The 19961-nt window shown below is 38.1% G+C and carries 13 protein-coding genes; 10 read left to right on the top strand and 3 right to left on the bottom strand.

What is annotated here, in order from left to right; translation table 11 throughout:
* Window positions 1-64: 64 nt before the first annotated feature.
* The 7 genes from D1094_RS05625 to D1094_RS05595 all read left to right on the top strand — a co-directional run bounded on the left by D1094_RS05625 (window position 65) and on the right by D1094_RS05595 (window position 9237).
* The gene (locus D1094_RS05625) at window positions 65-778 is read left to right on the top strand and encodes a spondin domain-containing protein (RefSeq protein WP_118959097.1); all 714 of its coding nucleotides are present in this window, start codon (window positions 65-67) and stop codon (window positions 776-778) included.
* Between the two features lie 9 nt (window positions 779-787).
* Window positions 788-1507, top strand: a complete 720-nt coding sequence (locus tag D1094_RS05620) for a spondin domain-containing protein (protein WP_182440099.1) — start codon at window positions 788-790, stop codon at window positions 1505-1507.
* 37 nt (window positions 1508-1544) lie between these two features.
* Entirely contained in the window at window positions 1545-2390 is an 846-nt protein-coding gene (locus tag D1094_RS05615; RefSeq protein WP_118959096.1) for a response regulator transcription factor, read from the top strand.
* 2 nt (window positions 2391-2392) lie between these two features.
* Window positions 2393-3871: an ATP-binding protein gene (locus D1094_RS05610; RefSeq protein ID WP_118959095.1), complete on the top strand. Its 1479-nt coding sequence runs from the start codon at window positions 2393-2395 to the stop codon at window positions 3869-3871.
* A gap of 140 nt (window positions 3872-4011) precedes the next feature.
* Entirely contained in the window at window positions 4012-5097 is a 1086-nt protein-coding gene (locus D1094_RS05605) for an HDOD domain-containing protein (protein ID WP_118959094.1), read from the top strand.
* 155 nt (window positions 5098-5252) lie between these two features.
* Window positions 5253-7103, top strand: a complete 1851-nt coding sequence (locus tag D1094_RS05600; RefSeq protein ID WP_118959093.1) for a hypothetical protein — start codon at window positions 5253-5255, stop codon at window positions 7101-7103.
* Between the two features lie 196 nt (window positions 7104-7299).
* Window positions 7300-9237, top strand: a complete 1938-nt coding sequence (locus tag D1094_RS05595; RefSeq protein WP_182440098.1) for a S9 family peptidase — start codon at window positions 7300-7302, stop codon at window positions 9235-9237.
* A 185-nt stretch (window positions 9238-9422) separates the two neighbouring features.
* Here the strand turns inward: D1094_RS05595 and D1094_RS05590 are convergent, their stop codons facing one another.
* Window positions 9423-10262, bottom strand: a complete 840-nt coding sequence (locus tag D1094_RS05590; RefSeq protein WP_118959091.1) for a 23S rRNA (adenine(2030)-N(6))-methyltransferase RlmJ — start codon at window positions 10260-10262, stop codon at window positions 9423-9425.
* A gap of 113 nt (window positions 10263-10375) precedes the next feature.
* Window positions 10376-11968, bottom strand: a complete 1593-nt coding sequence (locus D1094_RS05585) for an ABC-F family ATPase (RefSeq protein WP_118959090.1) — start codon at window positions 11966-11968, stop codon at window positions 10376-10378.
* A gap of 200 nt (window positions 11969-12168) precedes the next feature.
* On the opposite strand from D1094_RS05585, the gene D1094_RS05580 reads away from it, so the two are divergent.
* On the top strand, window positions 12169-13503 hold the full coding sequence (locus tag D1094_RS05580) for a M20 family metallopeptidase (RefSeq protein WP_118959089.1): 1335 nt from the start codon (window positions 12169-12171) through the stop codon (window positions 13501-13503).
* A gap of 109 nt (window positions 13504-13612) precedes the next feature.
* Here D1094_RS05580 and D1094_RS05575 read toward each other — a convergent pair whose 3' ends face one another.
* On the bottom strand, window positions 13613-15982 hold the full coding sequence (locus D1094_RS05575; RefSeq protein WP_118959088.1) for a YgiQ family radical SAM protein: 2370 nt from the start codon (window positions 15980-15982) through the stop codon (window positions 13613-13615).
* A gap of 272 nt (window positions 15983-16254) precedes the next feature.
* Between D1094_RS05575 and D1094_RS05570 the strand changes: the two genes are divergently transcribed.
* Both D1094_RS05570 and D1094_RS05565 read left to right on the top strand, forming a co-directional pair.
* Entirely contained in the window at window positions 16255-18168 is a 1914-nt protein-coding gene (locus D1094_RS05570) for a DUF885 family protein (protein ID WP_118959087.1), read from the top strand.
* 129 nt (window positions 18169-18297) lie between these two features.
* Window positions 18298-19851, top strand: a complete 1554-nt coding sequence (locus D1094_RS05565) for an MFS transporter (protein WP_118959086.1) — start codon at window positions 18298-18300, stop codon at window positions 19849-19851.
* Window positions 19852-19961 lie beyond the last annotated feature (110 nt).

The raw sequence follows: 19961 nt of genomic DNA, 5'->3' as shown, positions 1-19961 counted from the left end.
CAACACTTTCTTTTCATACTTGCTTTGACTTATTTATAACAAAAGCAAAGTGAAGGAAGAAATCATGAAATTTAAAACACTCTTAACAACAGTAGCAACTTCAGTAACTATGATTGCAGTTAGCTCTGCGGCATCTGCTCAAGATCTTGATATTACGGTAACTAATTTAACTCAAGGTTTATATTTTACCCCTATTGTTGCTGCAGCTCATAACGGCGACACTCAATTATTCTCTACAGGTATGGCTGCATCACCAGAACTCACAGCAATGGCAGAAGGTGGTGATATTTCTGGTTTGGTGTCTGTTTTAACGAATGCTGATGCAAATACTGTTGAAAACCCTGCAGGAGGTTTGCTTGCCCCCAGTACTTCGACCAACTTTATGTTAATGAACGATGAGGGTAATCAATACTTATCATTTTCTGCGATGATTTTACCGTCTAACGATGGTTTTGTCGGGGTAAGTCGTTGGATGATCCCAGAAGAAGCGGGAACTTACACCGTTTATGTTAATGCGTATGATGCTGGCACTGAAGCCAATGATGAAATTCGAGGCAGTGGTGCAGTAGGTGAAGCGGGTATGCCAGTGCCACCACCGTTAGAAAACATGATTGGTATGAATGGTACAGGGGTCACCATGAGTGAAACAAATATGGCTGTGCACGTGCATCGCGGTAATTTAGGTGACGATGACATGATGGCAGGTAAAAGTGACATTAATAACAGTGTACAACGTTGGTTAAACCCTGTTGCTAAACTCACTGTTGTAGTTAAATAAGGGGATATTATGTCTATTCATTTATTCAATAAAAGAACTGCTTTGATGTTAACCCTTGCAGCTACGTTAACAGCTTGTGGTAGTGATAATGACGATAACATGACTGAGCCACCACCACCTCAACCAGAGCCAATGGAATATAGCTACGATATTACTGTAGTGAATTTAACGCATGAGCAGCCATTGTCACCGATTACGGCCGTCTTACATGCTGATGGAAAAATGTGGGATATTGGTATGTCATCATCAATCGCATTAGAGAAGTTAGCAGAAGGTGGGGATAATACTGATTTTATTTCACAAGAGTCAGTTATCGCGAATGCGAGTGCTCAAGGGCCTTTAATGCCTGGCTTAAGCGAAACATTAACCATTACGACAACAGACGAATTAGCTACCCATTTAACAATGGTGTCTATGTTGGTGAATACAAATGATGCTTTCTCGGGTCTTACTAATTTAGAGCTTTCAACGCTTGATGTTGATGCGACCATGTCATGGCATTTAGCTGTTTATGATGCGGGTACCGAAGCTAACACAGAAGCAATGGGAACAATACCTGGGCCAGCTGATGGCGGCACTGGTTACAGCATGATCCGTGATGATGTTGATAGGGTATCAATGCATTCAGGTGTTGTAAGTCAAGACGACGGTTTAATGAGCTCAGTGCTTACGCAAGCTCACCGCTTTGATAACCCGAGTATAAAATTAACAATAACACGGACGAAATAGTAAATGTGGCTCTGGTCAGGTTTACTGACTAGAGCCTATGAATAATATTACTAAAGATAGTGTTTTAATTGTGGAAGATGAGCATGATATTGCTCAATTAATCAAGGTGCATTTGCAAGAGTTGGCGTTAAATGTCGACATTTGTCACGACGGTGAAACAGCCTTAAACCTAGCCTTAACGAATCAATATCAAGCCATTATTCTTGATGTGATGTTGCCTAAATTAAGCGGCCTAGATGTGTGTCGCCAAGTCCGAGATGCAAAACCTTTGCAACCCATTTTAATGTTAACATCTCGAACCAGTGAAACCGACAGAGTCTTAGGCTTAGAACTTGGGGCTGATGATTACATGACAAAACCCTTTAGTGTAAGGGAGTTGCAAGCGCGGGTTAGGGCACAATTACGTCGTTATCATTGTATTGAGAAAGCGAACCAGATGAGCCGTAATGAGGCTAATAGTGCAATAAGTGGTGCAATAAGTAACGCGGTAAATTCAGCGCTACAAGGTAGTACATTGACACATCAACAACCAAAAAATGGCTTTAACGGTGTTAATGATGAAAGCGCTCAACAAGCAACGTGCATAGGCAAACTCATGATAGATCATACCTATCATCAAGTGAAATACAAAGAAGATACCATCGAACTGACATCAACTGAATTTGAGCTTTTAAGTTATTTGGGTAATCACCCAGATCAAGTTTTTTCAAGAAGTCAGTTGTTAGATTCTGTTTGGGGTTATCACCATAGTGGTTATGAGCATACCGTAAATTCACACATTAATCGTTTGCGAAGCAAGTTAGAAACAGACACGTCAAACCCTCAAATTATTCAAACGGTATGGGGAGTTGGCTATAAGTTAAATTCCGCAGGAGTACATTAATAATGTCACTTTCCCTTTATCAACGCTTAGCATTAACCGTTACAGGCGCATTTATTGTGGTTGCTTATTTACTCTTTTGGTGGAGTAGTGCGTTAGCAGAGCAAGCGAAACATCAGGCAGAGCAACAATTACATTTAGCCTTAGCTGAGCATTTAGCTAACGATAACCCTTTACTACAAGATGGTGTTTACGATAAACCCGCCTTAGAAAACTTATTTCATACCTTAATGGTGTTAGGACCAGCGTTTGAATTCTATTTTTTAGATCCTTCAGGCAATATTTTAACGTATTCTGCCGACAGCAATAAAATTAAACGACAATCTGTTGAGTTAGCCCCGTTAGTGACGTTAATTGATAAGCCAGAGCAACTACCTGTATATGGCGATGACCCACGAAGCTTTAACGAACAGAAAATTTTTTCAGCAGCACCTATTTATAATCAAGGTAATCTACAGGGATATTTGTACGTGATTATTGGTGGAGAAATTTATGACTCAGTCTTTGCCCGAGTGAAAACAAACCAGCAGTTAATGCAGCATGGTTTTATCATTATTGCGGCGTTTGTGTTAGTGCTAATTTTATTGCTGGTATTGTTGCGCTACTTTACTAAACCTATTAGACAATTAGTCAGTGAAATGGAGTTAGTAAAATCTCATCAATTTGATTGTGCAAATATAAACCTATCTCACTGGCAAGCAAATAAAAAAAATGAAATTCAATTGTTAGGCCGTACTTTTGCTGAAATGGTCACTAAAATTAATGAGCAATTGATGCAATTAACAGACAACGAGCGAATAAGAAAAGAGCTGTTAGCACAATTATCTCATGATTTGCGAACGCCTCTAGCAGCAATGCAGGGGTATGTTGAAACCATTGCTATCAAAGGTGACGACTTGCCCAAAGAAGATAGAGACGCCTATCTCAGAACAGTGTTAAGAAATGGCAAACAGTTGAAGTTATTAATCGATCAAATTTTTGAATTAGCACATTTAGAAGACGGGCAAGTCTCAGTTAACTTAGAAACCTTTCCTATTGGTGAGCTTATTTACGATATTGTCGCTAAGTTTGCCCTTAAAGCTCGTGAGAAAAATATTAAATTGTCATTAAACCCAGCGCAATGTGGTTTTTTGGTTTATTCAGATATTGCCAAGTTAGAACGTATTTTAAGTAACTTAATTGATAATGCCTTAAGGCATACACCTGAGAATGGCGAAATTACCATTGATATAGTGAATGATAATAATCGCGTTAATGTCGCAGTAATTGATACCGGAACAGGTATTAGCCAAAAAGATTTAGCTTATATTTTTGATGCAAGGTATCGTGCCAGTAATGCTCGTGGTGAAAAACATAAGCATGCGGGCTTAGGTTTAGCAATTACGAAGAAATTAGCTTCTTTACTCAATGCAAATATGCAAGTAACCAGTGAACTAGGTAAGGGCAGTTGTTTTTCTTTTTCGTTGAAATCAGTGATTGTTTAGGTGTTGATGCAGACCTTGGTGTGCTATAACTTACTAATAAGTTAAGTTTAATAGTTCAATTTCATTGCAATGTAAACGTAGTGTAGCTGTGGCTAACACTAGGTTTAACAGATGAAATTGCTTATCGAGGCTCAAAATCAATGTTCAAAGCGTTAGTAAGGCTAATTTTTCCATCAAAATCAAATAAAAGCGCCAATTATACTTATTTTGAAGAAACAAGAAATAACACCGAAGAACAAGCTGAACAAGCAGTAGCAGAATTACAAAATGCTTTATCAGCTAAAACACTCGAAGTCGCTTCTATTGAAGAAAAACAACAAAAAGCATTTTACGATTACCTTTTTGGACAAACACCGCCAATCCATTGTCAAGATGAACTTTCGTTGTTTGTTTCAGACAAAATTGACAGCTTATTAAAATCACCCAAACATTTATTGGCGGCTTTACCTATTTTACCCACTTCGCTCACTCAAGTTATAGCGCAATTAAATAATGCTGAATTCGATACCGAAGAGCTGATTCGTTTAATACAGCAAGAGCCAGTTATTGCCGCAAAAGTGATTGAACTAGCTAATTCAACTTTTTATAACCGTAGTCAAAAAGATATTACGGATATGAAATCAGCTTTTATGCAACTGGGTAGTAAAGGCCTTATCGAGGGGGTAATTAATGGTTTTATCAGTAAAATGGTACCAAAATCAAAAGTTTACTTTCAGCAATACGGTAATAAAATTTGGCAACATAGTTTGTCTACGGGTGTCATTACCAAAAGTTTACTACAACAAGGGAAGCTAAATAATGAAATTGCTCAGGGCTATTTAGTCGGTTTAATCTGTAATTTAGGCGATATGATTATTTATCAGTTAATGATGGAGGCCTTTGCGGTTGTTCATCCAGACAATCAACCTAATTCTTTCGCTTTTAAAGAGTTAATGTTTAAAAACTCGAAAGTTATAACCTACAAAGTTGCCAAGTATTGGCAATTTCCACAGGCTATTTTAGATGTATTATCTATTCAAGCAAGGCTTAAAACATCAGCCCAACTTAAACCGCTTTATCAGCAAAACCCTTTAGCCTGTTATGTGCATGAAGCGAATATAATCAGTGAACTACTTGCACAGTATCAAGACGAGAGACTAGATGAAGACTCTTTAGTCACCATGTCGAGCCAATTACTCTATTCTGAGCAAGCACATCAATACATTGAGCAAGCGTTAATATCATAGTTAGTTTGTGCTTTTGGAAATTAACCTTATTGCTTATTTTACTTAACAACCGTTTAATTTAACTTGAACGGTTGTTAAGTAAAGCACTTCGACATATCAAAAAAATCATTTATAGTTAGAAGATCAAAACTCAATCAAACTTTTGGAAATTAACAATGCATGGACGCTCATTAATTGCAGCAATACTTATCGTTATCGGCGCGATAATAAGTCTTGTTATGTGGCAATATGGTTATTTCAAAGCTGCTGATGTCGACCGCTTAGGTTTTATAAAACAAGATAAGCAACAATTAGTGATTCAATATGGTCAAAAGTTATTTTGGATAAACGCTCAAGGTGAAATAGCCAAGCAACTCGACTTTACTCAGCATAATTTTATTGCCAAAGGAGATTATGACTTTTTCAATAATGGTGATTTATTGTTTTACCATCAAGCTGAATCTAGGTCATTTATCGATACAATAAAGGCTTACTTTCGTATCACTCATCACGCGCAATCAGCCAATGGTAGTCAACAGGCTAACGCTAATAAAAATACTACCAATAATTTTACACATAGTGATACCCATAATGAAAGTAATGCTTCAAATGTAGGGAGTGTCCATCACACAGGTTGGTATCGATGTAAGTTAGCTGCTTTTTCATGTCAACCGTTCGCAGTGCATTTGTCGCAATTTCCTCGAGCATTTCATGTGGTAATTAAGCAAACGGATAATAGTGTTTTTATCAGTAGTACTGCTGAGCATAAAATCATAAAACTTAATCAGTTTGGAGATTTACAAGCGAGTTCTTCAACCACTGCGTTTAAATTTCCGAATCAACTGGGTTTTATAAATAATGAATTATGGGTGGCAGATACCAATAACCACCGTTTGGTGCAGCTTTCACAAGCGACAGAAAGCTTTGCTAGCGAAGTATCGCAATTTACTGCGACCGTTAGTGCTCAAAACAAGTTTCCTTTTCTTTTTACTAACGACAATAGCAGCGTTTGGGTAAATATTGCTGGTTCACAAATGTCATATGGTGTTATTCAACAATATGATTTAAAAGGTAAAAAAGGTAAAAAATTAACTCCAAAGTTTGTACAAGATCCTATGTCAGTTGTACTTTGGCAAGATATGTTTTGGTTAGCAGATTTTGATGAATTATTGATTGAGCAGTTTGATAGCGAGGGCATTCATATAGGAGCTTTTGAACCTAGCCTATTTAAAACGATAAATACGTCACGAAACGATGTTATTGCACGTGGTGAATTTGTGGCACTGCTGGGTAAAGTAGCATTTTTCGTTGTGTTGCTATCGGGTTTTGTTGCGGCGTGGTTCTTGGAGAAGAAGCAAACAATTAATGCCTTCACGGGTAGAAACGCCAAGTTCAATAAAGACAGTATCGAATATTCTATTGCTAACGGTAAAGATGAAGTTGACGATGAAATGGCAAAACGTTTACTACACCTTAATAAAACCAAGGCACCATTTTGGTTAACGAACAGAGCAGTTAAATATAAAGTGGCTGTTTATATTGTACTTGCCGTGATTGCATTATTACCCTGTTTTATTTTATTGCAGACAAGCAGTGTAAATGAAAGTGACTTGTCGCAATTATACTGGTTTTACGGGGTGTTTATTGCTGGTTGGTCTACCTTTATTTTATGTTTACTTAGTGTGTTTTTAAAAATTCAAAAAGTTGCGCTGGGTGTTTTAGGCGAGAGCATTATATTAAAATACGAAGAGCATGAAATCAGCGTGTTAGCAAAAGAGTTGAACTACAGTAATGAGCATTTAATTTCACCGACATTATCTATTCCAATAGGTAATGCTAAACAACGCTATTTTGATAAAAAAGAGCTAAATCAATATGTATTAGCTCAGTTAAGCGAAGATAATAAACTAACACCGTTTCAGACCTTTAAAGCACTTTGGCAGCAAAGAGCACCTATTTTTATGTTTAATTTTATAATGATTGGTTTGATTTTATTTGTTTTTCTACTTATAAAGTTTGTTATATAAAAAGATAGGTTATGAGGGCATGTTGACCTTTGTTGATATGTTACATTTTGTGAATATCTATTGATTTGTAGCATATTTAAAAAAAACTGCAGTAAGTGTTTACCTATTATCTTCGAATATCTTATACTCCCGCCTCGTTTGTCTTTATTATCAATATATTAAGATGAAATTAATCATTAACATGGAAGGTAGCCCTATGAAAAGTGCTCTGTTAAAACGCTTTTTCGTCATATTCATTGTGTTGTGTAATATAAAGATTAGTAGCGCAATTTCAGCCCCTATATCGCTTGATGCTTATGGAAGTTTACCTGCAATAAGTCAGCTTAAACTCTCACCCAATGCTAAAAACCTCGCATTAATTCAAAACGTCAAAGGTAATTTAGTATTAATGAGTATAGATCTTAAAACTAGTGAGCAACGTTTGGTTTTGCAGTCAGATAATGTCAACGTATTACTTAATTGGTATACATGGGCTAACGATGATATTTTATTAATTAGTGCTGCATATCCAACACATAGAGGTACTGTTAAATACACATCAACGAGACTATATAAGTTTGATTTAACTAAACCAAATGAAGTTGAGTTATTAGTCAAGCCAAGAGGAAGCCGCAACGAGAAAGTTGCTCAGTTTCAAGATAACGTTATAAGTTTATTGCCTGAAGATCCCGATAATATTTTAATGGCGATTGCCTTTGATTCAGTTAATAAGCCTTCGGTATATAAAGTTAATGTGCGAACCAAGAAACGTCGACGTATAGAAAGAGCTAAATCTTTTGTTACTGATTGGTATGCTGACCAACAAGGCAATGCGCGTATAAGTTTACATCGCGATGAAACCAATATTTTCTATAAGCTTTATGATCAAGAAGGTGACTTTGTCAGAAAATTGTGGTCTTACGAAATATTTGAACGTGAAGTTGTTCATGTTTTAGGTTTTGATGTTGACCCTAATACTTTATTTATTCGAGCATTACATCAAGGGAAATATGCGGTTTTCAAAGTGAATTTACTTGACAAGTCATTAACGAAAGAGTTGGTATATTTCGATGAAAAATATGATGTTGATGGACGTTTATTATACTCACCTAAAACACATGAAGTAGTTGGTCTTAGTCATAGCAGTAAAAATGATAATAAAACGTATTGGAACAATGAATACATTGCGTTCAAAGAAGCGCTGAATAAGGCCATCCCCGATGCTGATAATACGATTATTAGCATGTCTAAAGATATGCAACATTATGTGTTGTTTTCTACGTCAAAAAACACCGCAGGTGATTACTTTTTAGGTAATAGAAAACTGAAATCACTAAGCTATTTAGGAAGTTTATACCCAGAGGTTAACGAACAAAATTATGCCGGTAAAGAATTGGTACTTTATCCTGCCCGCGATGGAATGAAAATTGAAGCATATTTGACTAAGCCTAAAAGTTATAAAACAGGTGCGAAACTCCCTGCAATTATTTTGCCTCATGGGGGCCCAATGGCACGTGATACCTCTGGTTTTGATTATTGGTCAGAATTATTTGCAAGCAGAGGCTATATTGTTTTGCAACCAAACTTTCGAGGCTCATCTGGTTACGGCTACGATTTTGAAATGGCTGCTATTGAAGGCTGGGGTAAAGCGATGCAGAATGATTTGCAAGATGCTGTGCATTGGTTAAATGCTCAAAATATTATTGATGAAGAGAAAGTTTGTATCGCTGGGGCGAGTTATGGTGGTTATGCTGCGCTAATGGCATCGGTACTCCATGCTGATACGTTCAAGTGTGCCGCAAGCTTTGCAGGCGTTTCTGATATTAAGCGTATTGTTAGACGTTCACGACGCTTTACCAATGCTGAAGTAGTAAAAAAACAGTTTGGTGATGATTACGATAAACTTGAAGCTGTTTCACCAGTAAACTTTGCTGAAAATATAGAGATCCCAATACTCTTAGTTCACGGTACTGATGACCGAGTTGTGCCAGTACAGCATAGCCAAGCAATGGCAGATGAGTTATCAGATTATGATAAAGATGTACGTTATGTAGAAATTGAAAATGCAAACCATCATTTAAGTGTACAAAGTCACCGTATTCAAACATTAAATGAAATGGTGAAGTTTTTTGATAAACATCTAATGTCAAATTAAATAATGAATTAGTCAGGTGGGGGCGTCATTATCGAGTTTGGAATCAGCAATGATTTAAATAACCCGAGCTGAGGTTAAATAGTGTTGACTGTATTAAAAATAAAGCGCCCATTGGCGCTTTATTTGTTTGTGCATGAGGCGGTTATAACAGTAACGGAATGTTATTTTCTATAAGAGATTATGCACTATTCTTCGATAAGCTGTGTGAGTTGATAACTAGCCTCACCACTGCCAATCTTACTTTTAAGGTAGGGCAGAATATCTTCAAGTTGAGAAGACAGTTGCCAAGGAGGGTTAACAATAAATAACCCTGTACCTGTCATACCATATTCGTCACTGTCTGCTTGTTGGCAGTATTCAACCTGTAAAACATTCCTCACTTCACTGTTTATAAAGTCTTGCTGCATTTGCTCAACCCAGTGTCTTTGTACGACGGGGTACCATAGGATATAAGTGCCAGTAGCGAATTTTTTAGATGACTTTATGATGGTGCTAACGGCTTTTTGGTAATCTTCTTTTAATTCATAAGGAGGATCTATTAACACCACGCCACGTCTTGTTGGTGGTGGAACTAACCCAAGAACACCTTGGTAACCGTCAGATTGTTTGATGAACGATTTTTTCCAGCGGTAACAAAAGTCAGTTAACAGTTCGTTATCAGTGGGATGCAGTTCAAATAAGTGGCTTGCGTCTTGACGGCGGATAAACTGCTTAGCAATGCCCGGTGAGCCAGGGTAAATGCTGAGTTCATTTTCTGGGTTTAACTGTTTAATTAAATTAAGGTAAGGAATGAGCGCTTCAGGTGCATTAGTATCGCTTATTATTTTGCCAATACCTTCTTTATATTCACCTGTTTTTTGCGCGAATTTATCTTCCAATTGGTACATGCCTGCACCAGAATGGCTGTCGATATAACTGAAGCCTTTTTCTTTACGGGTCATATAATCGAGCACAAGAGTTAATACGCTGTGTTTGAGGACATCGGCAAAATTGCCAGCGTGATAGCCGTGGCGGTAACTTAACAAACTTATTCCTTAGCGTTTCTTGCTAATATTATTAAAAAAAAGTAAGAGGGCATATAGCCCTCTTTGTATTCTACTAATTGTCATTAACCTAAAAGGTTAATGAAAAAAGATGCTTATTCTTGACTTGCGAGATACTCATCGTAAGTACCAGCAAAATCATTATAACCCTCTGGGGTTAATTCGATAATACGTGTCGCCAGTGACGAAACGAATTCACGGTCATGGCTGACAAAGATAAGTGTACCTTCATAACCTTCTAGCGCCATGTTTAAGGATTCAATAGACTCCATATCCATGTGGTTCGTTGGTTCATCCATAACTAATATATTAGGTTTTTGCATCATTAGCTTGCCAAATAACATTCGACCTTTTTCACCACCCGATAAGATTTTTACCGATTTAGTGATGTCATCAGCTGAGAACAATAAACGCCCTAAGTAACCACGAACCGCTTGCTCGTCATCTGTAGGCTGACGCCATTGGCTCATCCATTCAAACAGGGTCATGTCGTTTTCAAATTCATATTCATGATCTTGTGCGTAATAACCAATATTAACGTTTTCAGACCAGTTGAATTCACCTGAAGTCACTTCATAACCCACTTCATTCATTAAGGTACGCAATAACGTTGTTTTACCAATACCATTTTCACCAATAATGGCAATACGCTCGCCTACTTCAATTAAAGCAGAGATGTCTTTTAGAATATGAGCATCATCAAAATGTTTATTTACTTTATCTAGCACTAAGGCATTTCTAAATAATTTTTTCTCTTGTTCAAAGCGAATAAACGGGTTGGTTCGACTTGATACTTTCACTTCTTCTAATTGAATTTTGTCAATTTGCTTAGCGCGTGAAGTGGCTTGTTTTGCCTTTGATGCATTAGCAGAGAATCGAGCAACGAAAGCTTGTAATTCACCAATTTGTGCTTTTTTCTTGGCGTTATCTGCCAATAAACGCGCACGAGCTTGTGTAGCCGCTAGCATATATTCGTCGTAATTACCCGGGTATACACGTAATTCACCGTAGTCTAAATCTGCCATGTGAGTACAAACACTGTTTAAAAAGTGTCTATCATGAGAAATAATAATCATGGTTGAATCACGTTCATTCAATGTCTCTTCAAGCCATTGAATCGTATGAATATCCAAGTTGTTGGTCGGCTCATCGAGTAATAATATATCGGGATCAGAAAATAAGGCTTGAGCTAAAAGAATACGCAGCTTAAAACCAGGTGCGATTTCACTCATTAAACCGTAGTGTTGTTCTACTGGAATACCAACACCAATCAATAATTCACCCGCGCGACTTTCGGCAGAGTATCCATCCATTTCGGCATACTCTGATTCTAAATCACCCACTTTCATGCCGTCTGCTTCACTCATTTCAGGTAAAGCATAAATGCGATCACGTTCTTCTTTTACGGCCCATAATTCGGTATGACCCATAATGACGGTATCAATAACACTGTATTCTTCAAAAGCAAATTGGTCTTGGCGTAATTTACCTAAACGTTCTCCAGTATCTAAATTAACGTTTCCTGATGTTTGCTCTAAGTCACCACCAAGAATTTTCATAAAGGTTGATTTACCACAACCATTAGCACCGATTAAACCGTAACGGTTACCGCCACCAAATTTTTGTGAGATGTTTTCAAACAGCGGTTTTGCACCGAATTGTTGCGTTATATTGTTACAAGCAAGGATAGTTAATTCCTTAATGATATTTTAATGCCAAATTTAATGGCGCAAATTATACATGCTTCACGGGTAATTCGCCTTAAAAATTACGGTATAAATAGTGATTTAATTGTTATTTGCATTTACTGCATTGCTGCGTTTGCTTAAGTATCATGATGTGCTACTTTAAATTTACGCAAAATAAACAACAGCTTGATAGGTAAGTAATGAAAAAAATAAATCTATGGTTATACGCACCTTTAATCTTATTACCATTAAGTGCACCCAGTGGTGCGAGCTCATTAAAGGTGTCTGTTACTCAGTCAATGCCACAATTAGAGCAATTATATTTACAGCTTCATCAAGCGCCAGAGCTGTCGCTAAAAGAAGAAAAAACAGGGCAAGTGTTAGCCAAAGAGTTAATGCAACTAGGTTTTGAAGTTACCTCTGACGTGGGTGGTTATGGTGTTGTTGGTCTCTTTAAAAATGGTAAAGGCCCAACGGTGATGATTCGCACTGATACCGATGGCCTACCTATTACTGAACAAACAGGTAAATCATATGCATCAAAAGTTACTACCCTTGATCAACACAATAATACCGTTGGGGTAATGCATGGCTGTGGTCATGATATTCATATGGCTAGCTTTATAGGCACAGCGAAACAGTTAGTTGAGGCAAAAGATTCATGGCAGGGAACACTGATGATGGTAGCCCAACCTGCTGAAGAGGTGGGGGCTGGCGCTAAAGCAATGCTAAAAGAAGGGCTATATTCTCAATTTGCAAAACCTGATCATGTTTTGGGGTTACACGTTAGTGCATCGGTTGAGGCAGGAAAAGTGGCTATTGCACCTGGCTATGCTTTGGCTAATGTTGATTCTGTTGATATTTTAGTGAAAGGCAAAGGAGGGCATGGTGCTTATCCTCATAAAACCATTGATCCGATAGTGTTAGCATCACGTTTGGTTTTGGCGCTTCAAACCATTAACAGTAGAGAAATATCGCCGTTAAAACCTTCGGTTATTACGGTAGGTTCAATGCATGGCGGTTCTAAACATAATATTATTTCGAATGAAGTGAAACTACAGTTAACGCTACGCTCTTATGATCGCGCAGTAAGAAATCAACAAATTGCTGCCATTAAACGCCTTAGTCAAGGTATCGCTGTCAGTGCAGGGTTACCTGAAAGTTTATATCCTGTTGTGCATGTACACGAACAAGAGTCGATACCGTCAACTTATAATAACCCTGCTTTGGCAGTTAATGTGCAAAAATTTATCGAGCAAGAGTTAGGAAAAGCACAAGTTGAGAAGAGTGACCCCGTAATGGCGGGTGAAGATTTTGGCCTGTATGGTAGAACAGATGAAGCTGTACCTATTACCATTTTTTGGTTAGGCGGCGTAAACCCAGCACAACTCAAACACAGCAAAGAAACGGGTCAAAGTTTACCTTCATTACACTCTAGTCAGTTTGCGCCAGATTATCCATTGGCACTAGCAACGGGTGTTAGAACCATGACAGCAAGTGCGCTAGGGTTATTTAATAAAGAAAACACGCTCTAACTTAAAGTGGTCATAACTAAAAAACGCTTAATTTGAGTATGTTATCCCTCAAGTTCAGCGTTTTTTATGAACTAACCTCGATTCAGACTACCTTTTATTAAATAGCCACTTATTGCTGACGTGAAGGTTTACGCTTTTTATTTGCGTTATTACGCTTACTTTGTGGCTGGTTTTGACCATCGTCTTTTGAAAACTGATTATCGCTAAAACGTGTTAAACCTTGTTTGCCTTGTCCTTGCTTTTTATTGAAGCTATTTCTACTTTGATTACCTTTCGTTTGGCGCTGCTGACCCGGCGATGTTTTAAAGCCTTGCGAATTGTTTTTGCCTTTATTATGTTGCATGTTTTTTTCTGCACGCGTTTCATGAGGTACTAAACACGTAGGTTTTGAACCGATGAGTTTATTTGCAAGCCCCATTTTTTTAAAGGTAGCACGTAATAATGGCCAGTTTGCAGGATCGTGATAGCGCAAAATAGCTTTATGTAAACGGCGCTGAATAGTGCCTTTGGGTACAGGTACGTTTGCGTCATCTTTAGCTAAGTTCTTACTGGTTATATTTCGTAAAGAGTTTAACTCGGTATGATATAGCGTAGTTGCATTAGCAAGTGGCGACGGGTAAAAGTTTTGCACTTGATCTAACTTAAAGTCATTCTCTTTTAACCATAAAGCTAAATTGATCATATCTCTGTCTGTTGTACCTGGGTGAGCAGAAATAAAATAAGGAATTAAATACTGTTTTTTGCCTGCAAGTTTAGAGTAATGATCAAACAATTCTTTAAATTTATGATAACTGCCCATTCCCGGCTTCATCATGTTGTTTAACGGACCTTCCTCTGTATGCTCTGGGGCAATTTTTAAGTAACCGCCTACATGGTGACTGGCTAACTCTTTAACATAATCAGGATCTTGAATAGCTAAATCGTAACGAACACCTGAAGCAATCAATACCTTTTTAATACCTTTTACTTTTCTCGCTTTTCGATACAGTTCAATGGTCGGCGTATGATCCGTATCTAAATGACCACAAATAGTGGGCCAAACACATGATGGCTTACGACAAGTGGCTTCGGCTTTTTCGCTTTTACAGTTTAATTGATACATGTTGGCCGTGGGACCTCCAAGATCGCTTATCACACCGGTAAAGCCGGGTACTTTATCTCTAATATCTTCAATTTCGTTGATAATGGATTCATGTGAGCGACTTTGAATAATGCGACCTTCATGCTCAGTAATGGAGCAAAAAGTACAGCCACCAAAACATCCACGCATAATGTTGATTGAGGTTTTTATCATGTCATACGCTGGAATCTTGGCATTACCGTAGCTTGGGTGAGGTCTGCGTTGATAAGGTAAACCAAACACACCATCCATTTCTTGTTCTGTTAATGGCTCTGCCGGCGGGTTTAACCAAATTAATCGTTCACCATGTCGTTGAACCAAAGGTTTCGCTGAAGTAGGGTTGACCTCTTGATGAAAAATACGTGAAGCATGTGCATAGAGAGTTTTGTTCTCTTTTACTTGCTCAAAGGTAGGTAAATTAATGTAAGTGGTTTGCCATGGCTTATCTTTTTCTCGCCAAGATTTATTTTTATAAACCGAAATATCAATGACTTGAGGAGTTTTAGTAATATCTTTTTCGACCAAGGCTTCTTGTATCGATACTGCATTTGCGTCATTGTCATCACTAGACTGTTTGCTATCACATGTGTTTGGCGTTATTTCTTCATACGGGCTTGGAATAGGATCTATTTTACCGGGGCGATCAATACTGCGCGAGTCTATACCTTTCCAGCCTGGTAAAGCTTGTTTAGTTAAAAAAGCACTACCGCGTACATCAGTGATGGTATTAACATCTTCCCCACGAGCAATTCGGTGAGCAATATCAATCAACGGACGTTCGGCATTGCCGTATACTAAAAGATCAGCTTTTGAATCAAACAGTACAGAACGGCGTACCTTGTCTGACCAATAATCATAATGAGCGATGCGTCGTAAACTGGCTTCAATGCCGCCAATAATGACAGGTACGCCTTTGTAGGCTTCTTTACAACGTTGTGTATAAACGGTAACGGCTCGGTCTGGGCGTTTACCACCTTCGTCATTGGGGGTATAAGCATCATCATGACGAATGCGTCTTTCAGCGGTATAGCGATTAATCATCGAATCCATGTTGCCCGCCGTTACGCCAAAAAAGAGGTTCGGTTGGCCTAGTTGCATGAAAGCATCTTTTGAGTGCCAATCAGGTTGAGCGATAATACCGACTCTAAACCCCTGCGACTCTAACATTCTACCAATAATGGCCATACCAAAACTTGGGTGATCAACATAAGCATCACCGGTAACTAAGATGATATCGCAACTGTCCCAGCCTAATTCGTCCATCTCTTGTCTAGACATAGGTAAAAATGGGGCGGTGCCGTAGCATTCTGCCCAGTATTTAGGGTAATCGAATAAGGCATGTTGCGTTGATGCTGTCATATATATTGCTCTGAATCTGTTTCATTAATCCACCAACGCACAGTGTTTAACAGGCGGTTAAGTAGAAAATTGATGAACTAGAAATAAATTTTAGCGCGCGATTATAGCAGAAATATCATCATCTGTGTATTTAGGTTTACTTTATCGTGGGGCTTTGCTCTAATTTAAAACCATTGCTGGCGCCCATTCAAAATGGAAGACGCTCTTTTTATAAAAATAATCAGGTAGTTACTAATTTAAATAGGTTAACTACCTCATAATGGAACATTGAGATGAAATATACTGTGATTGCGAGTGGCGTTCTAGCAGCTTTATTGTTAAGTGGCTGTAATGAACAACAAACAAAAAATACACCGAGTCAAAGTGAAAAACAAACGGCTTCAATAGCGGCACCGGTTGATGATAAAGCGGATGTGGCAGTAAATAACGTTGCTACGTTAGACGCGTTATATCAAGAAGCCAGTAAAGCTATTTTTAAAGAAAGAGCTTTGTCTGCCACCATGTATGGCCTTGGTGAAGCTGAAATTGGTTATTATCCCAATGATAAAATAGAAACATTTAGTCCTGAAATTGAAGCGAAATTGCGAGAAAATTTGTACGCTATTGCTCAAAAAATTGAGCAGACAACATTAGCTGACACAACATCTACTGCCGCGATTAACCAACAAGTTATGTTAAGTATTACTAAATATTTTGCTGGTGATCCTAACTTTTCCATTGGTTTTATTGACACTTGGATGGGCTTATCACCATTTATTATTAATCAAATTAATGGCCCTTTAATCGATATTCCTAGAACAATGCAAAATGATCACGCTATCACTAACGAGCAACAGGCGCTTGATTATATAGCACGCTTAAAACAATTTGATGTGTTGGTTGACAGTGTGGTGAGTAAGCAAGCTTTTGATGCCAAACAAAATTGGTTACCACCTAAAGTAACCCTTGAAGGTGCTCTTAATTATTTGACTAACTATATCAACGTACCAGCGCAAGAACATGTGTTTGTTAAAGTATTCTCAGAAAAACTACAAAAGCTTTCTGAGTTATCTGAAACAAAAAAAACTGAGTTAATAACTAAAGCGACTACCGCTGTTGCTGATGTGGTCTATCCAGCATTTGAGCGAGCGAGCAAAGCAACACAAGCGTTATTAGCAAAAGGGCGAATAGAGTCAGGCATATGGGCTCAACCTAACGGCGCAGCATACTATAAAGATGCGATTAAAAAATTAGGTGATAGTGAATTGACAGCGAGTGATATTCATCAAATTGGTGTCGATGAAGTTAATCGTATCTCAAAAGAAATGGATGCTATTTTAATCGCTCAAGGTTATAGCAAAGGTACTGTTGGCGAGCGTATGGTGGCTCTTAATGAAGAAGCTCGCTTTCTTTATGAAGACTCTGATGCTGGACGAGCAGAGCTACTCAATGATTTAAATGGGTATATTGCAGAAATAACGCAAAAAATGTCGCCATTGTTCACTACGGTTCCTAAGTACGATGTTGAAGTTAAGGCGTTTCCTGTTGAAGTGCAAGATGGCGCATCAGGAGGACAATATACCACACCAGCTATTGACGGAAGTAAACCCGGCGTTTATTGGATTAACCTACGTGACATGAAAGCAAACCCTAAGTTTGCATTAAAAACCTTAACTTATCATGAAGCTAATCCAGGTCATCATTGGCAAATTGCGTTAAACATGGAACAAGCAGACATGCCATTTTTACGCAGAATTGCTCCATACAATACTTATATTGAAGGATGGGCGCTTTACTCTGAGCAAGTAGCATATGAGCTAGGAATGTATGAGAACGACCCTTTTGGTAACTTAGGTCGTCTGCAAGCAGAATTATTTAGAGCAGTACGTTTAGTCGTTGATACGGGTTTGCACGACAAACGCTGGACGCGCGAACAAGCAATAAGTTATATGAGTGAAAAAACAGGCTCTGCTGAATCAGATGTAACGTCAGAAATTGAACGTTATATGGTTTGGCCAGGACAAGCGCTTGGCTACAAGTTAGGTATGCTTAAAATATTAAGCTTACGTGATAAAGCGCAAAAGGCTCTAGGTGAAGCGTTTAAATTAAATGAATTTCACGATGTTGTTTTGTTGGGTGGAGCAGTACCTATGGATGTGCTTGATAGAAATGTTAACGCTTGGATTAATGCGTCCATTAAAAAATAGCGGTTCGCTCTAGATGAGCGTAATGCACTAGTGTTTTATAAGAAAGCCAGTTGTCTAAAGACAGCTGTGCTTTTTTTTGTTTTTGTTGTATATTGCATGCGATTTTAAAAATAAGTAAAAGGTATTTACGTGAGTCAAAATAATAAATATGCAGATAATGACTTAAAAGATGTTAAACAGCTCGGATTGTGGGCTTCTATTTTAAGCTTAGGCTATATCTTCTGGCTAGTTGGTGGTATGGAGATTGTAGAGCGTATTGCTTATTACGGTGTCAAAGCCAGTGCCAGTCTATATGCAACCGACGCTGTTTCAAAAGGTGGCTTAGGTTTAACCATGAGCGATTATGGTACCATCATGTTTATCTTTGCATTAACACAAACCTTCATTCCTATCTTACTTGGCGGTACAGCAGACCGCATTGGGTATAAAGAAACTATTGCTATTTCTACGGTGATTAAAATAGCCGCATATTTAACAATGGCAATGTTTCCTAGCTTTTTAGGCTTTACTTTGGGGGCTATGCTACTGGCCTTTGGTACAGGTATTTTTAAGCCGGGTATTCAAGGCACCATGGTTAAATCGGTAAAACGTGAAACCAGTACCATGGCGTGGGGTATTTTTTATCAGTTAGTAAACATTGGTGGTTGGTTAGGTCCGTTAATTGCGGTGCAACTGCGCCAATTAAGTTGGAACTATTTGTTTTATACCTGTGCGGTGATTATCTCGTTAAATTTCATTTTATTATTAATGTACAAAGAGCCGGGCAGAGAAGAGCGTTTAGCGCAAAAAGCAAAAATTAAGTCAGGTGAAATTAAACAAAATGCGTTATGGAAAGAAGCGTTTAGAGAAGTAAGAAAACCATTAGTACTCGGTTATATGTTTGCGTTCTCAGGCTTTTGGTTCATGTTTAATGCCATGTTTGATGTTTTGCCAAAACACATTGAAGATTGGGTAAATACCAGCACTATTGTTACTGATTTGTTTGGTGCTGGCGGTACGCAAAACCCTATTTGGATAGGTCTACTGGGTTTAAACCACGCAGGTACAAAAATGATGCCTGAATATATGATGAGTGTTAACTTCATCATGATTGCCACAACGTGCTTTATTGTGGCAGGGATGACGGCAAAATTTAGAATTTTAAGTAGTATGTTAGTGGGTTGTGTACTTTGTTGTATTGCTATGTTTTTAGTTGGCTTTACGCCAATGGCTTGGGCAATGCTTGTCGCTATTGCCGTCTTTAGTTTAGGTGAAATGCTATTAAGCCCGAAAAAGGGTGAGTTTATGGGCAACATTGCCCCTGCTGATAAAAAAGCGATGTACCTAGGTTTTGTAATGCTTCCCCAAGGTATTGGCTGGACATTAGAAGGTAAGTTAGGCCCGTGGTTATATGATGTGTATGCCTCGAAAGATTTAATTTCTAGAGACTATCTTTTAGAGCTAGGTATGGCTGCAGATAAAGTGGCTGCAATAAAAAATGGTGAAGCATTTGATACCTTAGTTGAATTTACAGGTAAGTCAGCTCAAGTGATGACAGATACGCTGTACCAAGCAAACAATATAGGAATGGCTTGGTATATAATCGCAACAGTTGGTGCTATCTCTGGAGTGGGTATCTATTTATATTCTAAGTGGGTTTATCGACTGCAAAAAGAAGTATCAGGTGATGCAAATGCCGCTTAAGTAACAAATTAATGATGTAATAAACTAAACAAAGGCCTGATTTATATCAGGCCTTTGTTTAAAAAATTATTTTAAACTATTGGTATTATTTCAATACGTTTCAGATATAT

The organism is Colwellia sp. RSH04 (assembly GCF_003545765.1).
Taxonomy (GTDB): Bacteria; Pseudomonadota; Gammaproteobacteria; order Enterobacterales; family Alteromonadaceae; genus Colwellia.
Note: the sequence above shows the minus strand (reverse complement) of the source record. Positions and strands in the feature narration are given on the sequence as shown.